Origin of the sequence: Aquimarina mycalae (genome assembly GCF_029906345.1) — a bacterium.
GTDB lineage: Bacteria > Bacteroidota > Bacteroidia > Flavobacteriales > Flavobacteriaceae > Aquimarina.
Genome location: NZ_JARYGY010000001.1, coordinates 32,329 through 57,271, shown reverse-complemented (window position 1 = coordinate 57,271; position 24,943 = coordinate 32,329). Strand labels below are relative to the sequence as shown.

The 24,943-nt window shown below is 33.3% G+C and carries 20 protein-coding genes; 7 read left to right on the top strand and 13 right to left on the bottom strand.

The features are described 5' to 3' along the window. Nucleotides 1–11: 11 nt before the first annotated feature. The 5 genes from dnaN to QBK95_RS00205 all read right to left on the bottom strand — a co-directional run bounded on the left by dnaN (nt 12) and on the right by QBK95_RS00205 (nt 5,700). Entirely contained in the window at nt 12–1,130 is a 1,119-nt protein-coding gene (dnaN, locus tag QBK95_RS00225; RefSeq protein ID WP_280929301.1) for a DNA polymerase III subunit beta, read from the bottom strand. Nucleotides 1,131–1,361: 231 nt separating this feature from the next. After that, nucleotides 1,362–1,946: a DUF1572 family protein gene (locus QBK95_RS00220; RefSeq protein WP_280929299.1), complete on the bottom strand. Its 585-nt coding sequence runs from the start codon at nt 1,944–1,946 to the stop codon at nt 1,362–1,364. A 109-nt stretch (nt 1,947–2,055) separates the two neighbouring features. Then, nucleotides 2,056–4,455 (bottom strand): gliding motility-associated ABC transporter substrate-binding protein GldG, encoded by a 2,400-nt coding sequence (gldG, locus tag QBK95_RS00215; RefSeq protein WP_280929297.1) that lies wholly within the window; start codon nt 4,453–4,455, stop codon nt 2,056–2,058. Between the two features lie 80 nt (nt 4,456–4,535). After that, nucleotides 4,536–4,820 carry a putative quinol monooxygenase gene (locus tag QBK95_RS00210; RefSeq protein WP_280929295.1) on the bottom strand — a complete coding sequence of 95 codons (285 nt, stop codon included), beginning with the start codon at nt 4,818–4,820 and terminating at the stop codon, nt 4,536–4,538. Between the two features lie 49 nt (nt 4,821–4,869). Next, entirely contained in the window at nt 4,870–5,700 is an 831-nt protein-coding gene (locus tag QBK95_RS00205; RefSeq protein ID WP_280929292.1) for an SAM hydrolase/SAM-dependent halogenase family protein, read from the bottom strand. Between the two features lie 282 nt (nt 5,701–5,982). On the opposite strand from QBK95_RS00205, the gene QBK95_RS00200 reads away from it, so the two are divergent. Together QBK95_RS00200 and QBK95_RS00195 are read left to right on the top strand one after the other, a co-directional pair. Beyond that, on the top strand, nt 5,983–6,939 hold the full coding sequence (locus QBK95_RS00200) for a PhoH family protein (RefSeq protein WP_280929291.1): 957 nt from the start codon (nt 5,983–5,985) through the stop codon (nt 6,937–6,939). A 107-nt stretch (nt 6,940–7,046) separates the two neighbouring features. Continuing rightward, nucleotides 7,047–7,994 (top strand): phosphoribosylaminoimidazolesuccinocarboxamide synthase, encoded by a 948-nt coding sequence (locus QBK95_RS00195; protein WP_280929289.1) that lies wholly within the window; start codon nt 7,047–7,049, stop codon nt 7,992–7,994. Nucleotides 7,995–8,062: 68 nt separating this feature from the next. Here QBK95_RS00195 and leuB read toward each other — a convergent pair whose 3' ends face one another. From leuB to QBK95_RS00175, 4 genes are all read right to left on the bottom strand, one after another. Then, nucleotides 8,063–9,178, bottom strand: a complete 1,116-nt coding sequence (gene leuB, locus QBK95_RS00190) for a 3-isopropylmalate dehydrogenase (protein ID WP_280929287.1) — start codon at nt 9,176–9,178, stop codon at nt 8,063–8,065. Between the two features lie 68 nt (nt 9,179–9,246). After that, entirely contained in the window at nt 9,247–9,834 is a 588-nt protein-coding gene (gene leuD, locus QBK95_RS00185) for a 3-isopropylmalate dehydratase small subunit (RefSeq protein WP_280929285.1), read from the bottom strand. A gap of 5 nt (nt 9,835–9,839) precedes the next feature. After that, nucleotides 9,840–11,222, bottom strand: a complete 1,383-nt coding sequence (leuC, locus tag QBK95_RS00180) for a 3-isopropylmalate dehydratase large subunit (protein ID WP_280929283.1) — start codon at nt 11,220–11,222, stop codon at nt 9,840–9,842. A gap of 60 nt (nt 11,223–11,282) precedes the next feature. After that, a complete protein-coding gene (locus QBK95_RS00175) occupies nt 11,283–12,455 on the bottom strand; it encodes a 2-isopropylmalate synthase (RefSeq protein ID WP_280929281.1) in 1,173 nt (390 codons plus the stop codon). A 156-nt stretch (nt 12,456–12,611) separates the two neighbouring features. On the opposite strand from QBK95_RS00175, the gene QBK95_RS00170 reads away from it, so the two are divergent. The 3 genes from QBK95_RS00170 to QBK95_RS00160 all read left to right on the top strand — a co-directional run bounded on the left by QBK95_RS00170 (nt 12,612) and on the right by QBK95_RS00160 (nt 18,344). Beyond that, nucleotides 12,612–14,156 (top strand): hypothetical protein, encoded by a 1,545-nt coding sequence (locus QBK95_RS00170; RefSeq protein ID WP_280929279.1) that lies wholly within the window; start codon nt 12,612–12,614, stop codon nt 14,154–14,156. A gap of 216 nt (nt 14,157–14,372) precedes the next feature. After that, complete coding sequence (locus QBK95_RS00165) at nt 14,373–17,480, top strand: T9SS type B sorting domain-containing protein (RefSeq protein ID WP_280929277.1); 3,108 nt, start codon at nt 14,373–14,375, stop codon at nt 17,478–17,480. Nucleotides 17,481–17,483: 3 nt separating this feature from the next. Then, complete coding sequence (locus QBK95_RS00160) at nt 17,484–18,344, top strand: DMT family transporter (protein WP_280929275.1); 861 nt, start codon at nt 17,484–17,486, stop codon at nt 18,342–18,344. Nucleotides 18,345–18,380: 36 nt separating this feature from the next. Here the strand turns inward: QBK95_RS00160 and QBK95_RS00155 are convergent, their stop codons facing one another. Together QBK95_RS00155 and panB are read right to left on the bottom strand one after the other, a co-directional pair. Next, a complete protein-coding gene (locus QBK95_RS00155) occupies nt 18,381–19,079 on the bottom strand; it encodes an RluA family pseudouridine synthase (protein ID WP_280929273.1) in 699 nt (232 codons plus the stop codon). 160 nt (nt 19,080–19,239) lie between these two features. Next, nucleotides 19,240–20,058 (bottom strand): 3-methyl-2-oxobutanoate hydroxymethyltransferase, encoded by an 819-nt coding sequence (gene panB, locus QBK95_RS00150; RefSeq protein WP_280929271.1) that lies wholly within the window; start codon nt 20,056–20,058, stop codon nt 19,240–19,242. 217 nt (nt 20,059–20,275) lie between these two features. On the opposite strand from panB, the gene QBK95_RS00145 reads away from it, so the two are divergent. After that, entirely contained in the window at nt 20,276–20,677 is a 402-nt protein-coding gene (locus tag QBK95_RS00145; RefSeq protein ID WP_280929269.1) for a nuclear transport factor 2 family protein, read from the top strand. Nucleotide 20,678: 1 nt separating this feature from the next. On the opposite strand, the gene QBK95_RS00140 is transcribed toward QBK95_RS00145, so the two are convergent. Next, complete coding sequence (locus QBK95_RS00140; protein ID WP_280929268.1) at nt 20,679–21,233, bottom strand: CPBP family glutamic-type intramembrane protease; 555 nt, start codon at nt 21,231–21,233, stop codon at nt 20,679–20,681. Nucleotides 21,234–21,362: 129 nt separating this feature from the next. After that, complete coding sequence (locus tag QBK95_RS00135; protein ID WP_280929266.1) at nt 21,363–22,787, bottom strand: L-serine ammonia-lyase; 1,425 nt, start codon at nt 22,785–22,787, stop codon at nt 21,363–21,365. 244 nt (nt 22,788–23,031) lie between these two features. On the opposite strand from QBK95_RS00135, the gene dnaK reads away from it, so the two are divergent. After that, complete coding sequence (gene dnaK, locus QBK95_RS00130) at nt 23,032–24,939, top strand: molecular chaperone DnaK (protein ID WP_280929264.1); 1,908 nt, start codon at nt 23,032–23,034, stop codon at nt 24,937–24,939. Nucleotides 24,940–24,943 lie beyond the last annotated feature (4 nt).

The following is a 24,943-nucleotide window of genomic DNA, read 5'->3' as shown; positions in this document are numbered from 1 at the left end:
ATATCTGGATTCTAATTATTAAGCATTACTGGCATAACCAACATAGTTACACTTTCTCCTTCATCTAATCCATCAGTAGGCGTAAGTATTCCAGCACGATTAGGCAATGACATTTCTAATTGTACATCATCTGCATTTAGGTTATTTAGCATTTCGCTTAAGAAACGAGAGTTAAAGCCTATTTGCATATCATCTCCTTGATAATCACAAGTAAGACGCTCTTCAGCTTTATTAGAATAGTCAATATCTTCTGCCGATATATTTAGTTCTGCTCCAGCAATTTTTAACCTGATTTGATGTGTAGTTTTATTAGAAAAAATAGAAACTCTTCGTACAGAGTTTAAAAATTGTGTACGAGCAATCGTTAATTTGTTAGGATTTTCTTTTGGAATTACCGCTTCATAGTTTGGATATTTTCCGTCAATTAATCTACATATTAGTTGTGTCTCGTCAAAAGTAAACTTAGCATTAGACTCGTTGTATTCAATTAATACTTCTGTATCACTTCCTGCCAAAATACCTTTTAGAAGGTTTAACGGTTTTTTTGGCATAATAAATTCTGCGGATTGAGAAGCTTTTACATCTTCTCGAGAATATTTTACTAATTTATGAGCATCGGTAGCTACAAAAGTTAAACTTTCCGTAGAAAACTGAAAAAACACACCACTCATTACTGGTCTTAGATCATCATTACCTGTAGCAAAAATTGTTTTACTAATTGCGGTAGCTAATATATCACCTAATAAAGTAGTTGAACTAGGGTCTTCTAATTCTACCGCTTTAGGAAATTCTTCACCATCTGCATAAGCTAGTGCATATTTACCATGGTTAGAACTGATCTCTATTGTATTATTATCTCCAGCAACAAAAGTAAGAGGTTGCTCTGGAAATGTTTTTAACGTTTCTAGTAATAATTTGGCTGGTACAGCAATCATACCTTCATCAGAAGATTCTACTTCTAACTTAGCAGACATAGTAGTCTCTAGATCAGAAGCCGAAACGGTTAATGAATTGTTATCTAATTCAAATAAAAAATTGTCTAAAATCGGCAAAGTGTTACTATTATTGATAACACCACCTAATACCTGAAGTTGTTTTAGTAAATATGAACTTGATACTATAAATTTCATCTGTTTATATGTGTTGTTTTTCTCTTGTCAGATGGAATTCGCATAATAATTATTTCAATTAAGATCGAGATACTTAATTATACGCATTTCATGTGTGATTAATTGTCTACGAGTTAAACGCAAATATAATTGTAATCCACAAGGATTTTGTTATGCCAAAAACTTTAGTTATTAACAAACAGAGAGGAGTTATCGACTATGGTAAATATTTATATTTATAATTTATAAAGACTAAATACCTTTAGCATCTTCATCCTTCATCAATTTATCGGTATAATGAGCTTTATGTTTTGGTTGTGCAAAACGTTTTTTATTGTAAGATGCTGATTCCCCTTTAGGAATTGATAATGATTGCCAATTTGTATTGCATATCATTTTTCCCAGAAAGACAATTTGACCAACATGATAGGAGTAATGCGCTAATTGACGATTGATTGCCTCAGTAATACTATGCTCAATATTTCTTATGTAAATAGGTTGTTCAAAATTAGTTTCATTTACACTGTTAAGAGCCTCAAAAAGACAAAACCATCCTTCGTTCCACTTGATTAATAATTCATCTTTTGTGCGGATATCATTTTCGAATTCTGCATCACGTGCTCTCCATTCTTTTTCGCCATCAGAAGTAAGAAAATCTGTCCAACGAGATTTCATATTTCCCCAAAGATGTTTTACAATTATTGCAACACTATTACTATCCTCATTATATTGCCAAAACAACTTATCACTAGGAATTTGATCTATTGTTTTATCACCAAGCAATTTATAATATTCGAATTGTTTTTTAATCCCTTCTAGATAGCTTATTGGATTCATTTATAACGTGTTTATGACTAAAGATACTGATTTTATAAGAGTACAATGGTTTCCAATAAGCCAATAATCTTTAACCTAACTAAATTAATTGCAACAGTAAGATGATCAATTAGCGGCTATATTTCCTTTTTCTCATCAAAGAAAAGAGGTATCCAAATATCCCAAGGATTAATAATGGAATTATTATATTGATAACCTGCCAAAAGGTTTTGTTTTCAACCACCTTTTCGATATTTAAAAAAGAAATATTAATTTCTTTACCTCTAACATTCATAAGGCCAGAATCATCAAGTAGATAGTTTACCGTATTTAACAAAAACTCTTTGTTTCCATATTTTATGTTCATATATGGATTGTATCCCAGTTCTATAGGTCTTCCTTTTCTAATACCATTTTTTATAACATCTCCATCTGCTATTACAACCATTTTGGTTTCTCTACTGGAATCTATATTGTTACTTAGTTTAAAAGGTTTTATGCGATCTTTGTATACTGATTTAAAATTACCTTCTAATAAAACCGCCAGATTATGATTTCCTTTGATATAACCACTAAGATCGGGTTTCTGGCCAATAATATTATCTAAACGAATTTCTTTTGGAATTCCTTCGAGTTTGGATCTGTTAGAACTAGTAAGCAAAACAGTTTTGGTTACGTCATTTGGCAATGTATCTATTTGATTAGAAAACTCGAATTTTACAGATTCTATGTTCTTTACTATTGGATGATCACTATTGCTTTTAGTCAATGAAGCATAAAACCAAGGATGTGGTGTAAACTGGGTATCATTTCCTTGACCAGAAGCTAACATTAGTGGTGCAGAGTATAGATCATTTACCAATACAGGATTAATTCGTACACCATAAGAAAACAGAGCATCTCCTAATTTTAGATCTTGTAGAAAAGCAATCGCAGCACCATCTGCTTTTGGTTTAAACAAACTGTCAATTTCCATGGCTACAGATTCTAATAACCAAAGAGATTTACCTCCATCCATAATAAATTGATCCAATACATATTTTTCTTTTTCAGAAAAAGCTTGTGTTGGTTTCGCATTGATTACCAGATCAAATTTTTGTAAATCGTGTAATGTTTTTTCTGGATTAGATACTACCGAATCGAGTGTAAAAGCGCCAACAAAATAGTATTCCTGCAATGTTTTTATAAAATCTGCAATGTTCACATCAGGTAACTGACCATTACCCTTTAATACTGCAATTTTGTGTTTTTTAGGGTGAATTAATTTTTTTAATGCATCCGCGAATACATATTCTAATTGTTGGATAGAATTATTTACACGCTCTTCTGTAGTTGCTCCGATTGTATTTTTTACCAATGCAACCTTTACACTACGTTTTTGATAATTCATGATTGCCCAAGGAACAACGGTTTCAATTTCGGTTTTACCGCTTTCTCGAACACTCACTTCCATCGGAGTTAATCCTAATCGTTGTAATTCTTCTAATGTTTCTTTTCTAAATTCTTCTTCTTCAATTGGATTAGTGAAGACATATTGTATGTTTGGGTTGATTGCATTGAACTCTTCCAGTATTTGTTTTGTTTCTCCTTGCAATCTTCTGAATTCTGAAGGGAAATCACCTTCTAACAGCACATCAATAGAGATTGGAACTTCTGCTTCACTTAGTAATTTCTCTGTTGATTCAGAAAGTGTAAAGCGATTATCGGCAGTCAGATCGAAACGATTATATAATGTATTACCAATAAGAGTAAGGATCAGACAGCCAATTATTGTAAAAGAAACAAATTTTACGGCCTTATTTCGAGGGAATCTCTTAAGGACTATAATTGTTAAAAACACGAATAACGTAATGATACTAATGAAATATATAATATCTCTGGTGTCCAGAATTCCCTGACTAATACGTTCATAATGTAATTCGATTCCTAGTTGTTCTAACGAGTGACCTAATGCTCCAAATAATTGATAATTTGCCAATCCACTAAACCCAAAGTAGAATAAAAAACAAAGAAATAGACCCACAAGAAAAGCCACAATCTGATTGTTGGTAATCGAGGAAGCAAAGGTTCCGATGGCAGTATATACACCGCAAAGTAGTAACAAAGCTATATAGGATCCTATGATACTTCCGACGTCTAGGTTACCAACAGGATTTCCTAGTTGATACAGCGTGATTATGTATAAAACACTTGGGATTAAGGCTATGCAAATAAGTAATAAACTTCCGAGATATTTTCCTAGAACTAATTGCCAATGCGTAATAGGTTTAGTGAGAAGTAACTCCAGAGTTCCTTGTTTTTTTTCTTCTGCAATGCTACGCATAGTAACAGCAGGAATCAAAAACAGAAGAATCCATGGTGCTATTAAAAAGAAAGGAGACAAATCTGCAAAACCACTATCAAGAATATTAAACTGCCCTTTAAAAACCCATAAAAAAAGTCCATTAAGTACTAAAAATATTCCAATCACTAAATATCCTACAGAGGAGGCAAAAAACGTATTGATTTCTTTTCTTATTACTGCAAGCATATTTGTTTTTATATATTAATTATTGGGTAGTGAAAATAAGAATTTACTGTTATAAATTAGAGTTCAAGTATGATACTATTTTATATTTCTTCAACACTCCAGGCTTCTGGGCGTTGATTAAACTTATTTTTTGTATTGGCCCAAACTCCTTTAAATAACGAAGAGTTTCTATAGTTATTGAGATGCGCTTCAGATTCCCAATGACTATAGGTGAAAAATTGATTGGTTTGATGAATATCCCTAATTAGTTTAAGATGCGAACATCCTTCAAAATTTCTAATTTTCTCCTTATTTTGATGGAAATTCTCCAAAAAAGCATCAATTTGCTCAGGAATGAACCCCAATTTTACAATTCGTATGATCATTTTCTTTTTTTAAATTTCAATAGTTATGAAGTACTAACTGTATGTTTATCTACTCAAAAGTAATACTAACGGTATCTCGGTAATACAATCCAAAAAGACTGGAAGCACCTCCAACTGTTTTAGGATTACTTTTATAAATAGCCAATTCTAAGTACCCTGAAGAATTAAAAACAGCTAATTTCTTACCGTCTTCTTCTCGTTTACTTTTTTCTATCGTAAAATTTATTGCATCGCTATATCGTTCATAAATGGTATTAAAAATTGCACTTCTGGCAGTGATTTTAAAATCACGACCTTTTCCAACATCTTCAAAAAGTTTGCGAGTAATATTGGTAATTAAGTTTCCGTAATTGTCAATATAAATTATACTACCTACGATTTGTTTATCCCCAACATTTACAATCGGTGTGATCCCTCTGATTAATTTAATATCTGAAATGGGTTTTCCGATTACTTCTAGTGTTCCTCCACGAGCAATATGACAAGCTACAGCAACAAAAACATCTAACACGGGAAAATTAGTGCCAATAGCATCATGAATATTAATTTCTACAATTTTTTCAGGTCTAAATTCTGAAGCAATTAAAGAAATCAATCCATTATTAGCACAAATGAAATAATGTTCATCTAGTTTTACGGCAATATGTTTGTTCTCTGGATTTAGCTCACTGTCAATTCCTACGATGTGAATACTTCCTTTTGGGAAACTTTTATATGCATTCTGGATAATGTATGCAGCTTCTGTGATATGAAATGGTGAGATTTCATGAGAAATATCAACAATGGTTGCTTCAGGTAATTCTGTATAGATAGCACCTTTAACCGCAGACACAAAGTGATCTTTGATTCCGAAATCAGTAGTTAAAGTTATTATTGGCATCTATAAGAATTGTTAATATCTTTTAATTATAAGCGCTTAAAAACATGTAAATTTGCTATGAAGTTATTCAAAGTTTTTTTGAATCTAGAAATCAATAATAAAAACATATGAGTTTATCATTTTCGACCACTACTTTCTTTTTATGATCTTTAATAAAATTCAACTTATAATACGTTTTTCATTTTTGATTCCCCGACAAAAACTTCAAACAATCCCAATAGCTATTGGGAGAACAAACTTAGTCAATCCAAAAAACAAATCATACTAAAATTTCTATAGCTTTTGAACGAACTTATTATTGAACTTACAGAAATCAATCCACGGGAGTTTTTCGGACTTCAGAATAGTAATATTCAATTATTAAAAAAATATTTTCCAAAACTTAAGATTGTTGCCAGAGGTAGCAAATTGAAAGTGTACGGAGATGAGGATATGCTCGAGGAATTCGATATGCGTCTTAATATGCTTTTAGAGCATTTCGGAAAATATAACAAATTGGATGAGAATGTCATCGAACGTGTACTAACAAGCGATAGCAAAGCTGACTATGAAACTTCTGCCGTTAGCGGAGAAACATTAGTTCATGGAGTTGGAGGCAAGCTAATCAAAGCACAAACTGCTAATCAACGTAAGTTGGTAGAGCTGACATATAAAAATGATATGGTTTTTGCTATTGGACCTGCAGGTACTGGTAAAACATATACAGGAGTAGCGCTGGCGGTAAAGGCTTTAAAAGAAAAACAAGTAAGAAGAATTATTTTGACACGTCCAGCTGTTGAAGCAGGAGAAAATCTTGGTTTTTTGCCAGGAGATCTGAAAGAAAAATTAGATCCCTATATGCAGCCTTTGTACGATGCATTGCGTGATATGATTCCTGCAGAAAAATTGGAAAGTTTTATAGAAAAAGGAGTAATACAGATTGCTCCTATGGCTTTTATGCGTGGTCGTACATTGGATAATGCTTTTGTAATTCTTGATGAAGCACAGAATACTACACATGCTCAAATGAAAATGTTTCTGACACGTATGGGTAAAAATGCGAAGTTCATGATTACTGGTGATCCTGGACAGATTGATTTACCTAGAAGGGTTACTTCTGGTTTAAAAGAAGCATTACTTGTGTTAAAAGGAGTCGCCGGAATTGGCGTAATACATCTGGATGATAAAGATGTGATTCGCCATAAACTAGTGAAAAAGGTAATAGCTGCTTATAAAGAAATAGAAAATAGAAACGATTAGTTTTAATTAGGAATTACGATTTAAGAATAGAGTAGATTTAAGTTAAAATTTGATTCACTTTTATCTTTGTCACTTAGATTTTCGGATACTTTACAACTTTAAGAAAAATGAATACCATTGTTGATACGAATTATAATTTTCCTGGTCAGAAATCTGTATATAAAGGAAAAGTAAGAGAAGTATATAATATTGATGATGATCTGTTAGTTATGATCGCTACAGACCGTTTGTCAGCGTTTGATGTAGTTATGCCGAAAGGAATTCCTTTCAAAGGTCAAATCCTAAATCAGATTGCTACGCAGATGATGAAAGCAACTGAAGATTTAGTTCCTAATTGGTTGATTGCAACTCCAGATCCTAATGTGGCTGTAGGACATCTTTGTGAACCATTTAAGGTAGAAATGGTAATTAGAGGATATCAATCAGGTCATGCAGCTAGAGAGTATAAAGCAGGTAAAAGAGTATTATGTGGTGTACCAATGCCAGAAGGAATGAAAGAGAATGATAAATTTCCAGTACCTATAATAACTCCCTCAACCAAAGCTGATAATGGCGAACACGATGAGGATATCTCCAGAGAAGAAATATTAGCAAAAGGAATTGTTTCTGAAGAAGATTATCTAGTATTAGAAGATTATACTAGAAAATTATTTCAACGAGGAACGGAGATCGCTGCAGAACGTGGCCTAATCTTGGTAGATACTAAATATGAATTCGGAAAAACAAAAGACGGAGAAATTGTCTTAATAGATGAAATTCATACACCAGATTCTTCACGATATTTCTATGCCAACGGGTATGAAGAAAGACAACAAAAAGGGGAAACTCAAAAGCAATTATCCAAAGAATTTGTAAGACAATGGTTGATCGGGAATGGTTTTCAAGGAAAAGAAGGACAACAAATTCCTGATATGACTGAAGAGTATATCAATTCTGTCTCGGATCGTTATATAGAGCTATATGAAAATATTACAGGTACTGCTTTTCAGAAAGCAGACGTTTCCAGTATCCAGAATAGGATAGAGGAGAATGTGTTATCATATTTGGCTAAATAATTAAAAAAGCAACCAGATCATAAAATCTGATTGCTTTTTGCGTTTACTTAAATATATAACTAATACTATTAAATAATAGTAGATTGGCCTACGTGTATGTTTTCAAAATTTATATTAGAATCCTCTGGGTTAAGAATGTAATCATAGATAAAATCTCCTACTTTTTCTGTAGTTAGCGGATTGATATTATTAAGATCTGGAGTGGTTAGATTTAATTCTAAAGCTTTTTCTACTGCATTTTTGATTGCGGTTGCTTCATGAATCAGATCAAAATGTTCTAACAACATAGCGGCAGAAAGGATGGCAGCAATTGGATTTGCAATTCCTTTTCCAGTAGCTTGGGGATACGATCCGTGTATTGGTTCAAACATGCAGCATGTGTCGCCAACAGATGCCGAAGCTAGCAATCCTATAGAACCTCCTATGACACTTGCTTCATCAGAAATAATATCTCCAAACATATTCTCGGTTAAAATCACATCAAACTGACTTGGGTTAAGAATCATTTGCATGGCCGCATTATCCACGAATAAAAAATCAAGTGATACATCATGATACTCTTTAGCAATCTCTGTAACTACTTTTCTCCATAAACGAGAAGATTCTAGAACATTCGCCTTGTCTACCAGAGTTAGTTTTTTGCTGCGGTTTTGTGCAGCTTTAAATGCTAAATGTGATATACGTTCTATTTCTTCTTTAGAATACTCGCATAAATCAGAAGCTATTGTTCCTTCTTCGTTTAAATGTTTTTTTCCAAAATAGATGCCACCAGTAAGCTCTCGATAAATAGAAATATCTGTACCTTGTATGATCTCTCTCTTTAAGGGAGATTTATCAATTAAAGTATCATAAGCTTTCACAGGGCGAATATTTGCGTACAATCCTAGTTCTTTACGTAAACGTAATAATCCTTGTTCAGGGCGAATAGGAGCGCTTGGATCATTGTCATATTTGGGATCGCCTATTGCTCCAAACAAAACGGCGTCTGTAGAAGCACAAAGTTGTAGTGTTTCATCGGGTAGAGGATTACCCGTTTTATCAATGGCAATAGCACCAACTAATGCATCCTTAAAAGTAAAAATATGATCAAAGCTATGTGCAATAGCCTCTAATGCTTTTACGGCCTGAGAAGTTACTTCTGGTCCGATTCCGTCTCCTGATAATACAGCGATATCTAGTTTCATAGATAAGTATCTATTTTAAGATTATTATTTTTTTAATTGTCAGGTTGAGTCTGACAATGTTATTTTTTTTAAACTCTTGATTTTTCGAAAGCTTCAATTTCTGATTTGTTGCTGATCAAAAAATCAATATCATCATATCCATTTATCAAACACATCTTTTTGTAATCGTTGATTTCAAAAGTAGCTTCAGAACCTGTGGATTGAATTGTAATACTCTGTGCTTCCAGATCTATTGAAATCTGAGTAGCGGGATTTTTATCAATTTCGGTAAATAATTCTTTCAGAAATTCTGGAGATACTTGCACAGGCAGTAGCCCATTATTTAATGAATTTCCTTTAAAGATATCGGCAAAAAAACTAGAAACAACTACTTTAAATCCATAATCATGAATTGCCCAAGCAGCATGTTCTCTACTAGAACCACAACCAAAGTTATCTCCTGCAACTAAAATACTTCCAGAGTAAGTAGTGTTGTTTAAAGTAAATTCCTTATTGATGGTTCCATCTTTTTGAAAACGCCAATCTCTAAATAAATTCTCTCCAAATCCATCACGATTTGTAGCTTTTAGAAAACGAGCTGGAATGATTTGATCAGTGTCCACGTTTTCTATCGGTAATGGTATAGCTGAGGATGTTAGTTTTACAAACTTATCCATAATTATTAATTCAATTGTTTAGTAATATCTACGATTTTCCCTTCAATAGCAGTTGCAGCTGCAACCAATGGGCTAGCTAGAATTGTTCTAGCTCCTTGTCCTTGTCGTCCTTCAAAATTCCTATTAGAAGTAGAAACACAATATTCTCCTTCTGGAATTTTATCATCATTCATTGCCAAACATGCTGAGCATCCTGGTTGACGCAATTTAAAACCTGCATTTTCGAAAACTTCATTTAGGCCTTCATCAATAATTTGTGATGCTACTTGTTGAGATCCAGGTACAAACCAAGCAGTAACATTATCTGCTTTTTTCTTTCCTTTAATATAATGGGCAGCAACCCTAAAATCTTCAATTCGACTATTGGTACAACTTCCTATAAAAACATAATTGATTTGTTGATCAATCAAAGATTGTCCTTTTTCAAAATTCATATATGCTAATGATTTCTCAAAAGATGCATTGTGTTCTGTTGGTATTTTTTCTGTTACTTTGATACCCATTCCTGGATTCGTACCATAGGTAATCATAGGTTCGATATCAGAAGCATCAAAATGATATTCTTTGTCAAAAACGGCACCTTCATCAGTTGGCAGCGTTTTCCAATAAGCTACTTTTTTATCAAATAGATCTCCTTTTGGTGCAAACTCTCGACCTTTTACATATTCAAAAGTAGTTTCATCTGGTGCAATCATACCTCCACGAGCTCCCATTTCTATACTCATATTACAGACAGTCATACGACCTTCCATAGACATTTCTTCAAAGACATTACCAGCGTATTCACAAAAATATCCTGTACCTGCATTTGTGCCTAGTTTTGCAATAACATATAGAATTACATCCTTAGGCAGTACGCCTGGTTTTAATTGTCCATTGACATTTACACGCAGGCTTTTAGGTTTTTGAAGTAGTAAACATTGACTGGCAAAAACTTGAGCAACTTGACTAGTTCCGATACCAAATGCAATGGATCCAAATGCTCCGTGAGTGGATGTATGACTATCTCCGCAAACCATAGTCATTCCTGGCTGAGTGAATCCTAATTCGGGAGCCATTACATGAACGATACCATTGTATTTATGACCTAAACCATACAGAGTAATATTATTTTTGTCACAATTCTCGGTAAGTTGAGCTAATTGATTTCTAGATAAAAGATCTTTTACTGGTAGGTGCTGATCGATGGTTGGTGTATTGTGATCCGCTGTTGCCACAATCTGATTAGGTCTAAAAATAGAGATTCCACGCTGTTCAAGTTCATTAAAGGCTTGTGGACTTGTAACTTCGTGGATCAAATGTTTATCTATGTAAAGTACTTGAGGACCATTTTCTACCTCTTTGACGACATGAGCGTCCCAAACTTTATCAAACAATGTTTTTTTCATGTGCTTTATACTATTCCTTTTAGTTTTACTTTAAAAGGGATCATGTTATTAATTTGCTTTTTATGCTACAACTGCAGATGCAACATCAACTGTTTTCATGATCTGATGAATATCCTCATTTACTACTTCTTTCTTTCTATCCGCATAGTGTAAGAATTCTGTATATACTTTATCCAGTTGAAGTTTGGTTAATTCATAACCAATTTTTTTGGCGCGATAGGCAAGTGCTGCTCTTCCACTTCTTGCAGTCAATACAATTGCTGATTCAGTTACACCCACTTCTGCGGGATCTATGATTTCATATGTTTCGCGATTTTTAATAACTCCATCCTGATGTATTCCTGAACTATGTGCAAAAGCATTAGCACCTACAATGGCTTTATTTGGCTGTACTAACATTCCCATACTTTCAGATACCATAAGACTTGTGTCGTACAATAACTTAGTGTCGATATCCGTATTTAATTTTAGGTAAGGGTGTTGTTTCATAATCATTACAACTTCTTCTAAAGCTGTATTTCCTGCTCGTTCACCAATTCCGTTAATGGTACACTCAATCTGTCTTGCTCCATTGATTGCTCCTACGATAGAGTTAGCAGTTGCCAATCCCAAGTCATTATGACAGTGACAAGAAATAATCACATTATCAATACCTTTTACATTTTCTGTAAGGTATTTTATTTTGGCACCGTATTCTTCAGGAAGGCAATAACCAGTAGTGTCGGGTATATTAAGAACCGTAGCTCCAGCTTTGATCATAGCTTCGCAAACACGTGCTAAAAACTCATTATCTGTTCGTCCAGCATCTTCTGCATAAAATTCTACATCCTCAACAAAAGACTTAGCATATTTTACAGCAGCGATACCACGTTCGATTACTTTTTCTTGAGTTGAATTAAATTTATATTTTATATGAGATTCTGAAGTTCCAATCCCAGTATGAATTCTTGGTTTTTTTGCATACTTAAGGGCTTCTGCAGCGACTTTGATATCATTTTCTACTGCTCTTGTAAGCCCGCATACAGTTGCGTTTTTTACAATTTTTGCTATTTCATTAACTGAAGTGAAATCACCAGGGCTTGATACTGGAAATCCAGCTTCGATTACATCAACTCCTAGTAGGTCTAATCGCTCGGCAATCACTAATTTCTGCTTAGTGTTTAGTTTACAACCAGGGACCTGTTCTCCATCTCTTAAGGTAGTGTCAAAAATTTGGACTTTATTATCGCTCATAGGAATTATGTGAATTATTAGTTTGGTAATCTCTTACGAATTTATATTTTGGTTATTCAAAAAGAAGGTATTTAATAAGGTGTTTTACAATGTTGAAATGTTTTTGTAATCGCGTAATCTTCTTGTAATCAATTAATTGTAATATATTTTCTTACAATGACTAATGATCAAAAAGATCCTTTGTTTATTTTAGTAAAGTCGCTTTCTAAATCAGAAAAACGACAATTTAAGGTGTATGTTGGAAGATTAGGGGTGAATACTGACTCTAAATTTTTAGCACTTTTTAATCATCTGGATAAAAGTGAATCTCTAGATGAAGAGTTAATTGTGTCTAAAGGAATTGTCAAAAAACAACAACTTTCTAACCTGAAAGCACATTTGTATAAACAAATTCTCATAAGCCTTAGGTTAAGTCCGTTGCATCAAAATGTAAGATCTCAAATAAGAGAACAGCTCGACTTTGCGACAATTTTATATCATAAAGGACTTTATAAGCAAAGTCTTAAAATTTTAGATAAAGCAAAAACGGTTGCAAAAGAGAATGAAGAAAACAATATAGCATATGAAATAGTTGAATTAGAAAAAGTAATTGAAACTCAATATATCACTAGAAGTATTAATAGTCGAGCTGATGAATTGACTATCGAGGCTAAAATGTTAAGCATGAAAAATGTGCTTACAAGTAGATTATCTAACCTTTCACTTCAATTATATGGCTTAATGATAAAAAGCGGATATGTTAGAAACGATAAAGAGCATAACGTTATTACCAATTATTTCCAGAGTAAATTGCCAAAATATGATTGGAATATCCTTGGGTTTCGAGAAAAATTATGGCTGTACAAAGCTCATTTGTGGTATAGTTTTATGGTCCAAGATTTTTTGTCTTGTTATAAGTACTCTAAAAAATGGGTAGATCTTTTTTATGAACATCCTAAAATGATTATTCTTAATCCAGTGTTTTTTCTGCGCGGAAATCATTATTTACTAGAGTCATTGTATTTAATTCAAGATAAAACACAGTTAAAATTAACATTAAGCAAATTTGAAAAAACTATTAAATCGGATGATTTTCCGATAGATGATAATATAGATGTACTTTCCTTTCAATTTATTCATAATAACAGGTTGAATGTTCATTTTTTAGAAGGAACTTTTGAAGAAGGAGCGTATTTAGTAGAGGAGATCTTAAAAGGTATTAAGGAGTATAAAGATCGTTTGGATGATCATCATATTATGGTGTTGTATTATAAGATAGGTTGTTTGTATTTTGGAATGGCAAATCATCGTAAATGCATTGAATATCTTAGTAAAATTATCAATAATAAGTCTTTAAAAATGAGAGAAGATTTAATGTGTTTTGCTAGAGTATTAAGTTTGGTAGCACATTATGAAGCAGGAATGGATTATCATTTGGAAAGCCAATTGAAAGAGACCTATAGGTTTTTGATTAAAATGGATGATTTGCATGAAGTACAAAAAGAGATGATTAAATTTCTTAAAAACCTAGGTGATATTTTTCCACATCAAATCAAAGATGAATTTAGAAAACTTCATAAAACACTCAAGCAGTATGAAAATCACCCTTATGAAAAAAGAGCTTTTTTGTATTTAGATATTTTATCTTGGTTGGAAAGTAATATAGAAAATAGACCAGTTGCTGATATTATTAAAGAGAAATCAAAAAAATTAATACGGTAAGGTGTAATTGGAAACCTAATTTACACATTTTTTACTTTTTTATTTTTGAAAGTAGGGTTTTTTGAATCAACTTTGTTTATAATTTGGGAAGAGGATTATTGGAATAGTATCTAATGTAGTTTTTTTGATCATTTGATATACTACTTAAGCACTTAGATGTGACTAAACTTTTCGGCGACCTAAATTTTTTTAAATATTAATTGGTTCACTATTAAAATGAATAAAAATACTTTATTTTTTATATTGTTTAGCGCATTTACGATGCCGTTTTTTGGACAAATCACAGTGGATGATAGTTCATTTACAGCCCAGCAATTAGTTGAAGATGTTCTTATTGATAGCCCTTGTGCGACAGTAGAAAATATATCCTCTTTTACAGGAACAGCCCAGGGATTTAATGGAATTGGTTATTTTGAGTCTAATGGTTCTGGTTTCGAAATAGAAAGAGGTGTTATTTTAAGTACTGGAAATGCATCAAGTGCTTCAGGGCCTAATGGGCCTACACCACTTGGAGAAGGAGATGGTACTGTTTGGGGCGGAGATGCAGATTTGGCAAATATAACAAGTACTCCTAGTCTATTTAATGCATCCTATATTCAGTTTGAATTTGTACCTACTATAGATTTCATAAGTTTTGATTTTCTATTTGCTTCAGAAGAATATACAGGAGCATTTCCATGTTCTTTTTCTGATGTTTTTGCTTTTATACTTACAGATTCCTCTGGTAATTCGGTAAACCTTGCTGTTGTTCCAGGAACAAACCCTCCAGTTCCAATTAAAGTGACAACGGTACATGATGGAGTCGATTTAAATAATAATGGAATTTTTACTGATGTGGTAAATGGAACTTCAGAGTGTGCTCCTCAGAATCCAACTTTTTTTAATAGAAGAATTCCCGCTAATAGCCCAGCACCAATAGACTTTAATGGATATACACAGGTATTGACAGCTTCAGGAAATGTAATTGCGAATGAGCGCTATACCATAAAATTGGTAATAGCAGATAATCAAGATGGCGATTTTGATTCGGCTGTTTTTTTGGCTGCAGGAAGTTTTAATTTAGGTGGAGATTTAGGAGATGATAGAACATTAGCAGCAGGTAATCCAGGATGTACTGGTGATTCAATTATATTAAATGCAACCATTGGAACCAGTTCTACTTATACATGGATGAAAGATGGTTTGCCATTGGCTGCTGGAGATGGTACAACATTATTGGCAGGAGGCGCACAATTAGAAATTACTCAAGGAGGTGTTTATAGTGTAGAAATTGCTATTGCAAGTGGTTGTACAGCTTCAGATTCTGTTACTGTAGAATTTATTAATTCACCCGATATAATCGCACCACCTATAAATCTAACATCTTGTGATGATGATGATGATGGTTTTAATTCTTTTGATCTTACTGTAAATTCTAGTTTAGTATTAGGAGGACAAGATCCTATGATATTTCCTATTACATATCACCTTACACAAAATGATGCGGAAAATTATACAGGATTAGCTGCAGATCCGATTATTACAACTCCAGATAATTTTGTAAATACCACTGCTGGTCAAACAATATGGTTGCGAATAGCAGAATCTAATCAGAAATGTTATAAAGTTTCATCTTTTGATTTAGAAGTTGTTAGAAACCCAGTTGCAAATACTCTAACTGATCTAGAAGCTTGTGATAATGATAATGATGGTAGTGATGTTAATGGGATTATAGAATTTGATCTTTCGGTAAAAAGAACTGAAGTATTAGGAGCTCAAAACCCTGCTGATTTTACAGTATTGTTTTATGAAAATCAAACAGCAGCCGATGCTGGTAATCCAGGAACAGAGCTTGCCGACCTGTATACCAATGTAGCAAATACACAAACAATATTTGTTAGAATAGAAAATAATACAGATCGTCAATGCTACGAAACTACTACTTTTAGATTGGTCGTAAATCCTCTTCCTGTGGTGTCAAATGTGGTATCACTATTACAATGTGATGATGATACAGATGGTTTTTCATTATTTAATTTATCAGAAGCTAATTCATTGATATCTACAAATTTCACAAACGAAACTTTTACATATTATTTGACTGAGCAAGAGGCTGTTCTTGGTAATACTTCAGATCAAATAACCAATTTTACAACATACTCTAATCCAATTGCAATAAATAGTGTCGTATATACAAGAATAGAATCTGATAAAGGGTGTACCAGAACGTCGAGAATAGATCTTCAGGTTTCCGCCACTCAAATTCCTTCTGCTTTTAATCTTACTTATGCTATTTGTGAGGCAGATAACCCTGATGATAATTCTACAGATGGTATTGCAACATTTGATTTTAGTGATGCTACAGATCAGATCCTTCAATTATATCCTGGCGGTCAAAATTTATCTGTTAGTTATTATCAAAATGAAGCAGATGCTTTATCTGAAGAAAATGAAATCTTAAATATAAACGCATATAGGAATGAAGCATCTCCTTTTACACAGAATTTATATGTTCGAGTAGAAAATGGAGATGATAACACTTGTTTAGGGTTGGGAGAACATATTAGTTTATTTGTAAACCCTTTTATACCAATAGGGTTCGAAGATGAATATACTATATGTTTGGAAGGTGATGGATCAGTAATTAATTTGTTGCCTACAGCTACTATTGACACTGGATTAGATGCTGTGGAAAATACTTTTCAATGGTATACAGGAACAACTCCTACAGCTGGCAATGAAATACCAGGAGCCACAAATGCTGATTTTTCGCCTACAGTACCCGGAGAATATACTGTATTAGTTACCAATGTGGCAACAGGATGCTTATTGTCTAGAAGCACTAGGGTGATAGAATCATATCCTCCAGAAAGTATTACCACAGAATTAATTTCTGGAGCTTTTTCTGATAATGCAACGATTCAAGTTAATGTTGTTGGTAATGGGGAGTATGAGTTTAGATTAGATAACGGAGATTGGCAGAGTTCTAATATCTTTGAGAGGGTTCCAAGAGGAGAACATATTGTATATGTAAGAGATTTTCGAATGTGCAGAGAATTAGAAGCTGATGTAGAATTTATAGTGGATTATCCGAGATATTTTACGCCTAATGGAGATAGTTTTCATGATACTTGGGGTATTGTAGGAAATGAAAATGTACAGATAACGGGGATATTAATTTTTGATAGATTCGGAAAACTTCTTAAGGATCTTGGGTCAAGTGGTACTTGGGATGGAACTTTTAATGGAAGATTATTGCCTTCTAATGATTATTGGTTTAGAGTGATGTATACAGAAGAAGGAGTTAATAAACAGTTTAATGCGAACTTTTCATTAATCCGATAAAGATTGCAGAACAATAAGCAGCATTTACGTAATATACTAGAGCTTAATCTAGCCATGCTATTTATTAGTACTTCTGGTGCTTTGGGTAGATATATAGATATGCCAGTGCCTGTCACAATAGCTTTTAGGGCAATTTTAGCAGGAGGATTATTGTTTTTATTTTGTAAATGGAAAAAGATTTCATTTAGAATTGCCACAAAAGATAGGGCAACAATCATTGCAGGAGGAGTACTTATGGGACTGCATTGGGTTACTTATTTTTATGCTTTAAAAATGTCTAATGTGGCTATAGGTATGTTATCCTTATTTACATATCCAGTGATTACCTCTTTTTTAGAACCGATACTTCTCAAAACAAAGTTTCAAAAGATGCATCTAGTATTAGGTGCATTAGTATTGTTAGGGATTTACTTTTTAGTTCCTGATTTTAGTGTAGAGAATTCGTACGCTAAAGCTGTTGGTTTTGGTGTGATATCTGCGTTATGTTATGCATTGCGAAATTTAATTATGAAAACCAAAGTTGGTAATTATCACGGTTCAATGCTAATGTGGTATCAATTAGTAATAATAAGTGTATTATTATCACCTTTTTTGTTTGTAATGGATAGCTCTGGGATTACTACGCAATGGCCTTGGATATTGGTGTTAGCTTTATTAACAACAGCGATTGGACATACACTTTTCTTATTTAGTTTAAAGCGATTTTCTGCGACTACAGCTAGTATTATAAGTAGCATACAACCAGTATATGGTATTATAATCGGAATTGTTTTTTTGAAAGAAATACCATTATGGACAACAATTATTGGAGGAGTGTTAATTTTAACCTCTGTAGTAATAGAAAGTATACGATCCTACAGGTAAGTTGTAACAATATTAAGTGAATATATGTTCAATACCTTATAAGCAGTCATCCCAAATAGCATCTGGTGGCGGTGGAGCAAGAATAGAGAGTGATTCCTTTTTTACTGGGTGTATAAATGTAAGTTTTCTAGCATGAAGGTGAATGCTACCATCTTTGTTACTACGATCAGCTCCGTATTTTAGATCTCCTTTAATTACAGACCCTATAGTTGATAACTGAGATCGTATCTGATGATGACGACCTGTATGTAGATCAATTTCTAATAAAGAATAGTTTTGTAATTTTTTAATGATTTTGTAATCTAAAATAGCTTTTTTGCTATCGGGGACTTCATTTTTATGAGCATAAGATTTATTTTGCTTAGGATTACGTTTAAGCCAATGAGTAAGCGTATCCATTTGATTGGCTGGTTCTTTTTTTACAACCGCCCAATATGTTTTTTTAGCTTCTTTGTTAGCGAATAGTTTATTAAGTCTAGGTAAAGCTTTACTTGTTCTAGCAAAAACAACAATTCCGCTCGTAGGACGATCTAAACGATGCACAACGCCAAGATATACCGCTCCTGGTTTGTTGTACTTATCAGCAATGTATTCCTTTACGACTTCACTTAATGGTTTGTCACCTGTTTTATCACCTTGAACGATGTCACCAGCACGTTTATTAATAACAATAAGATGATTATCTTCATAAAGAACTTGAAGATTGGATTTGTTAGAAATTATTTTTTCAGACATGTTCGATAGTTAGACCGTTAGATTTTATTGTAATGTTAATTTGAATTTTAAGGTTATCCTAAGCTTGGATTCTAATTAGATTAAAAGTGTATCTAATTAATTCATAATATAGACCAAACCATCTAGAGACCAAATTGTCTTACAATTCAATAATCTAACACTAATATTGCTCATTGTCATTAGGGAAATCAACTGATTTTACGTCAGCAACATATTGTTGGAAAGCATTGGTCATTTCTGTATATAAATCAAGATAGCGTCTTAGAAACCTTGGGTTAAATTCATGAGTCATGCCTAGCATATCGTGCGTTACTAATACCTGTCCGTCTACACCATTTCCAGCTCCAATTCCTATAATAGGAATCGTAAGACTTTTAGCCACTTCTTTTGCAAGTGCTGCAGGAACTTTTTCTAATACAATAGCAAAACACCCAGCTTTTTCAAGCATCAATGCATCTTCTTTTAATTGTTTGGCTTCAGCCTCTTCTTTTGCACGTACGGTATACGTTCCGAATTTATAAATGGATTGAGGTGTTAAACCTAGATGCCCCATTACAGGAATACCAGCGTTTAGAATTCGTTTAATAGAATCTTTAACTTCTTTTCCGCCTTCAAGTTTTACCGCATGTCCTCCAGATTCCTTCATGATTCTAATTGCAGAACGTAAAGCTTCTTTTGGATCACTTTGATAACTACCAAAAGGTAAGTCAACAACGATTAATGCTCTGTCAATAGCTCTTATAACGGATGATGCGTGGTAGATCATTTGATCTAAAGTAATAGGTAGTGTAGTTTCATGACCTGCCATTACGTTAGAAGCAGAATCACCAACAAGAATAACATCAACTCCAGCGCCATCAACAATTTTTGCCATCGTATAATCATATGCAGTAAGCATAGATATTTTTTCTTTATTGGCTTTCATCTCCACTAGAGATTTTACCGTAACACGTTTGTAATCCTTTTTTGCTGTAGACATTTTATAAGTTAGTTTAGTGTCGTAAAAGTAATCAATTCGTAATATCGTAACAAGCAGATATTATTTTTGATGTATTTTATTTCAAAAGAATGATATGTAAATGTTTTAAAAAACAATTAAAACCCTAATTTAGAGGTGTAAAAAGGTAAATGTTATGTATAAGTTTTCACTATTATTATTTTTATTTATATCGTGTACAGTTTTTTCTCAAAAAGAAATGACTCTAAATCAAAAGCAAGCTAAACAAGCAATATTGGATTTTTTTGAAGGATTTCACGAAGGTGATACTGTTAAAATTAAAAAAACCATAGATGCTAATATCGTAATGCAAACAATTTCTATGACGAAGGAAGGAAACCTTAGAACTACTAAAACCAATATTAAAAAGTTCTTAGAGGTAATACATAATAGACCAGAAGATCAGAAATGGTTAGAGAAATTGTTAGATTTTAAAATTGATGCAAATGAAAATATAGCACAAGTCTGGACACCTTATGAGTTTTATGTAAATGATCAATTTAGCCATTGTGGTGTTAATATTTTTCAATTGTTTTATGATGGTACAACTTGGAAAATTATGGCATTGGCAGATACTCGTAAAAGAAAAGGTTGTAAATAGCTTAAAGTCTACTACTAACTATTAAAAATACTACTCCGTTGTTTAAGGCATGAAGTAGCATTGGCCAGATAATATGGCCATTTTTTATTTTCAATTTACCGAACATATGTCCTGAAATGATTCGAGGGACAATAAGTAGAAATAAAACACTATCAATCCTAAAAGAATCTACGTAATTGAAAATATGTACAAAACCAAATATAATAGAGGTGATCTGAAGTGTTATTAGTTGATGATCATTTAAAAAGTATTTAATTTTTTCCAGATATTTTTTTGAGATTACCCGTTTATAAATAAAGAATATTCCTAAAGTAAAACCTAAAAATATGAAGTATCTATAGTACCATTCTTGTTCTAACGTAATAAATAGGTTTATAGTGAAAGTCGTCCAGATACTTAAAAATAACAAAAGCTCTTTTTTTGTTGGTTTTATTAAAGTTCTGAACATAAGTTCTTCAATGATAGGAGCATAAATTATCACTGATACAAATGCTTTGAGTTTATTATCTTTTAATATTTCAAATAAACCATCTTGAGAATATTTTTTTAAATCCAAGTAAGGAAATAAACTTTGAAGAAATGCTACACAAATAAAAAACAGAATATATAATCCAAATAACTGAAAGTAAAAGAAGAATAGATTTTTAACTTTATGGATTGTAATACCTCTAGACATGAAGTTGAATTAACAGTCGCTTAAGCTCACTTTAATTGCTAAGCCTCCTTCACTGGTTTCTTTATACTTAGTATTCATATCTTTTGCAGTTTCCCACATAGTTTCTATCACCTTATCTAAGGGTACTTTCGCATTAGACGCGTCAGAATCTAAAGCCATTTCACAAGCGTTAATTGCTTTTATAGCACCCATAGCATTACGCTCAATACAAGGAATCTGTACTAAACCACCAATAGGATCACAGGTTAAACCTAGATGATGTTCCATTGCTATTTCGCTAGCCATTACCACTTGTTCTGGTGTACCACCCATTAATTCTGTTAAGGCTCCTGCTGCCATTGCAGAAGAGACCCCAATTTCTGCCTGACAACCACCCATAGCTGCGGATATAGTGGCACCTTTTTTAAATAAACTACCAATTTCTCCAGCTACTAACATAAACTGTTTGACATCATCAAAATTAGCATCGTGGTTCTCAATTACCATATAGTACATCATTACTGCTGGGATGACACCAGCACTTCCATTGGTAGGAGCAGTAACAACCCGACCAAGAGAAGCATTAACTTCATTTACAGCAAGTGCAAAACAGGAGACCCATTTTAAAATCTGACGAAATTTCACCTCTGTATCTCTAATAGAGTCGATCCACTCCGTAGGATTGGAATAGGAAGCAGTACCAATTAGTTTTTTGTGAGTATCAAATGCTCGTCGTCTTACATTAAGTCCTCCAGGAAGTGTTCCTTCTGTATGACAACCAGTATACATAGATTCCAACATTACTTTCCAGATTTGCTCAATTCTATGATCGATTTCTTTATCACTACGCAATGAGCGTTCGTTTTCCAATACAATTTCTGATACCTTCTTGTTTTTAGCGGTACAATATTTCAGCAAATCGGTGGCCTTTTGGATTGGAAGTGGAAACTTATGAAACTCTTCCAGTTTTTTTTCTTTCCTCTTTCGTTCTTCTTGTACCACAAAACCTCCTCCTATTGAATAGAATGTAGAAGAAGTTTGTTCTTCGTTATCTAGTGTTGCAGTAAATGTTATTGCATTAGGATGAAACTCTTTAAATTCTTTATTGAATATAATGTGAGTCTTTGGGTCAAAACTAACTTCATGCTCGGTATTGAAAGATAATACCTTAGTAGTAGTTATGGTGTCAATTATAGAATTAATTGATGAGACATCAATAGTTTGGGGATCAAATCCACATAAACCTAAAATAGAAGCTATGTCGGTAGCGTGTCCTTTTCCAGTAAGTGATAAGGAACCGAAAAGATCCACCTTAATTTCAACTACAGATGTAAATTGATTATTCTCTTTTAATTCTGAAATCCATCTTCTACCTGCTCTCCAAGGACCAAAGGTGTGAGAACTAGAAGGTCCTACACCTATTTTTAACATATCAAAAATACTGATACATTCCATAATTAGTAATGCTATATAATTTTTCGGAGGTAAATATAAGTTATTGATAAAAAATAATATGTTTTTTTAAGTAATACTTAGTAATCGTATTTACTTTTTGTAGTTACTGCAATGTTTTAAAAGAACGTATGGTTGTTCGTATAAAAGAGATAGTGACATCCTGTCAGACAAATAGAGATGGCATAATCATTGACTTATGTGCAATAAATTATTTAGAACAACACTAAAACATTTATATAATAATATGAGTAAGATAATAGGAATAGATTTAGGGACAACCAACTCTTGTGTTTCTGTGATGGAAGGTAATGAGCCGGTAGTTATACCTAATGCTGAAGGAAAAAGAACTACTCCATCTGTAATTGCATTTGTAGAAGGAGGAGAAATTAAAGTAGGAGATCCTGCAAAGCGTCAGGCGGTTACAAACCCAACTAAAACAATCTCTTCTATTAAAAGATTTATGGGAAATAAATTCTCTGAATCATCTAAAGAAGCAGAAAGAGCTGCTTACAAAGTAGTAAAAGGAGATAATAATACGCCACGAGTAGATATCGATGGACGTTTATATACACCACAAGAATTGTCTGCTATGACACTTCAGAAAATGAAGAAAACAGCAGAAGATTATCTTGGGCAAGATGTGACTAGAGCGGTAATTACTGTGCCAGCATATTTTAATGACGCACAACGTCAGGCAACTAAGGAAGCGGGAGAGATCGCAGGTCTTAAAGTAGAAAGAATTATCAATGAGCCTACAGCAGCTGCATTGGCATATGGTTTGGATAAAAAAGGAACAGATCAGAAGATTGTAGTATTTGACTTTGGTGGAGGTACACATGATGTATCTATCCTTGAATTAGGAGATGGTGTATTCGAAGTGTTATCAACTGATGGAGATACGCATTTAGGAGGAGATGATGTAGATCAAAAAATTATTGACTGGTTGGCAGAAGAATTTAAGAGTGAAGAGAATATGGATTTACGTCAAGATCCAATGGCTTTACAACGTCTTAAAGAAGCTGCTGAAAAAGCGAAAATTGAATTATCTTCTTCTTCTCAAACTGAGATCAATTTACCATATGTTACAGCGACTGCAAGTGGTCCTAAACACTTAGTAAGGTCATTAACAAAAGCTAAATTTGACCAATTAATTGATGATTTGGTAAAACGTACTATCGAACCTTGTCGTACTGCTCTTAATGCAGCAGGATTGTCTACAAGTGATATTGATGAAATTATATTAGTTGGAGGATCTACTCGTATTCCTGCGGTTCAGGAAGCAGTAGAGAAGTTCTTTGGTAAAGCTCCAAGTAAAGGAGTAAATCCTGATGAGGTAGTAGCTGTTGGAGCTGCAATCCAAGGAGGTGTACTTACAGGAGATGTAAAAGATGTATTGTTATTAGATGTTACACCACTTTCTTTAGGGATTGAGACAATGGGTAATGTAATGACTAAATTGATTGAAGCAAATACCACGATTCCTACTAAGAAATCACAAGTGTTTTCTACGGCAGCAGATAATCAACCTTCGGTAGAGATTCATGTACTGCAAGGAGAGCGTCCTATGGCAGCTGATAATAAAACTATTGGTCGTTTCCATTTAGATGGAATTCCACCAGCACAAAGAGGAACACCTCAAATCGAAGTTACTTTTGATATAGATGCTAATGGTATTATTAAAGTTTCTGCTACAGATAAGGCAACCAATAAGTCTCAGGATATTCGAATTGAAGCATCTTCTGGATTAACAGAAGAAGAAATCGAGAAAATGAAGCAGGAAGCAGAAGCGAATGCTGAAGCAGATAAAGCAGCAAAAGAAACTGCAGACAAGTTAAATGAAGCGGATGGAATGATTTTCCAAACAGAAAAGCAGCTTAAAGAATTTGGAGATAAAATTTCTGATGATAATAAGAAGCCTGTAGAAGAAGCTTTAGAAGAATTGAAGAAAGCGTATGAATCTAAAGACCTGGCTATCATACAACCAGCACTAGATAAAATCAATGAAGCTTGGAAAGCAGCTAGTGAAGAAATGTATAAAGCACAAGCAGAAGCACAAGGTGGTGCAGCAGGACCAGAAGCAGGTGCACAACCTGAAGGAGGAGATTCTGAAGCTAGTGATGTAGAAGATGTTGACTTCGAAGAAGTGAAATAAGAAT

Bases quoted from the DNA above. Each gene is read 5' to 3' on its own strand.
- dnaN (WP_280929301.1), bottom strand. From the start codon at position 1,130: ATGAAATTTATAGTATCAAGTTCATATTTACTAAAACAACTTCAGGTA.
- QBK95_RS00220 (WP_280929299.1), bottom strand. From the start codon at position 1,946: ATGAATCCAATAAGCTATCTAGAAGGGATTAAAAAACAATTCGAATAT.
- gldG (WP_280929297.1), bottom strand. From the start codon at position 4,455: ATGCTTGCAGTAATAAGAAAAGAAATCAATACGTTTTTTGCCTCCTCT.
- QBK95_RS00210 (WP_280929295.1), bottom strand. From the start codon at position 4,820: ATGATCATACGAATTGTAAAATTGGGGTTCATTCCTGAGCAAATTGAT.
- QBK95_RS00205 (WP_280929292.1), bottom strand. From the start codon at position 5,700: ATGCCAATAATAACTTTAACTACTGATTTCGGAATCAAAGATCACTTT.
- QBK95_RS00195 (WP_280929289.1), top strand. From the start codon at position 7,047: ATGAATACCATTGTTGATACGAATTATAATTTTCCTGGTCAGAAATCT.
- leuB (WP_280929287.1), bottom strand. From the start codon at position 9,178: ATGAAACTAGATATCGCTGTATTATCAGGAGACGGAATCGGACCAGAA.
- leuD (WP_280929285.1), bottom strand. From the start codon at position 9,834: ATGGATAAGTTTGTAAAACTAACATCCTCAGCTATACCATTACCGATA.
- leuC (WP_280929283.1), bottom strand. From the start codon at position 11,222: ATGAAAAAAACATTGTTTGATAAAGTTTGGGACGCTCATGTCGTCAAA.
- QBK95_RS00175 (WP_280929281.1), bottom strand. From the start codon at position 12,455: ATGAGCGATAATAAAGTCCAAATTTTTGACACTACCTTAAGAGATGGA.
- QBK95_RS00170 (WP_280929279.1), top strand. From the start codon at position 12,612: ATGACTAATGATCAAAAAGATCCTTTGTTTATTTTAGTAAAGTCGCTT.
- QBK95_RS00165 (WP_280929277.1), top strand. From the start codon at position 14,373: ATGAATAAAAATACTTTATTTTTTATATTGTTTAGCGCATTTACGATG.
- QBK95_RS00155 (WP_280929273.1), bottom strand. From the start codon at position 19,079: ATGTCTGAAAAAATAATTTCTAACAAATCCAATCTTCAAGTTCTTTAT.
- panB (WP_280929271.1), bottom strand. From the start codon at position 20,058: ATGTCTACAGCAAAAAAGGATTACAAACGTGTTACGGTAAAATCTCTA.
- QBK95_RS00145 (WP_280929269.1), top strand. From the start codon at position 20,276: ATGACTCTAAATCAAAAGCAAGCTAAACAAGCAATATTGGATTTTTTT.
- QBK95_RS00135 (WP_280929266.1), bottom strand. From the start codon at position 22,787: ATGGAATGTATCAGTATTTTTGATATGTTAAAAATAGGTGTAGGACCT.
- dnaK (WP_280929264.1), top strand. From the start codon at position 23,032: ATGAGTAAGATAATAGGAATAGATTTAGGGACAACCAACTCTTGTGTT.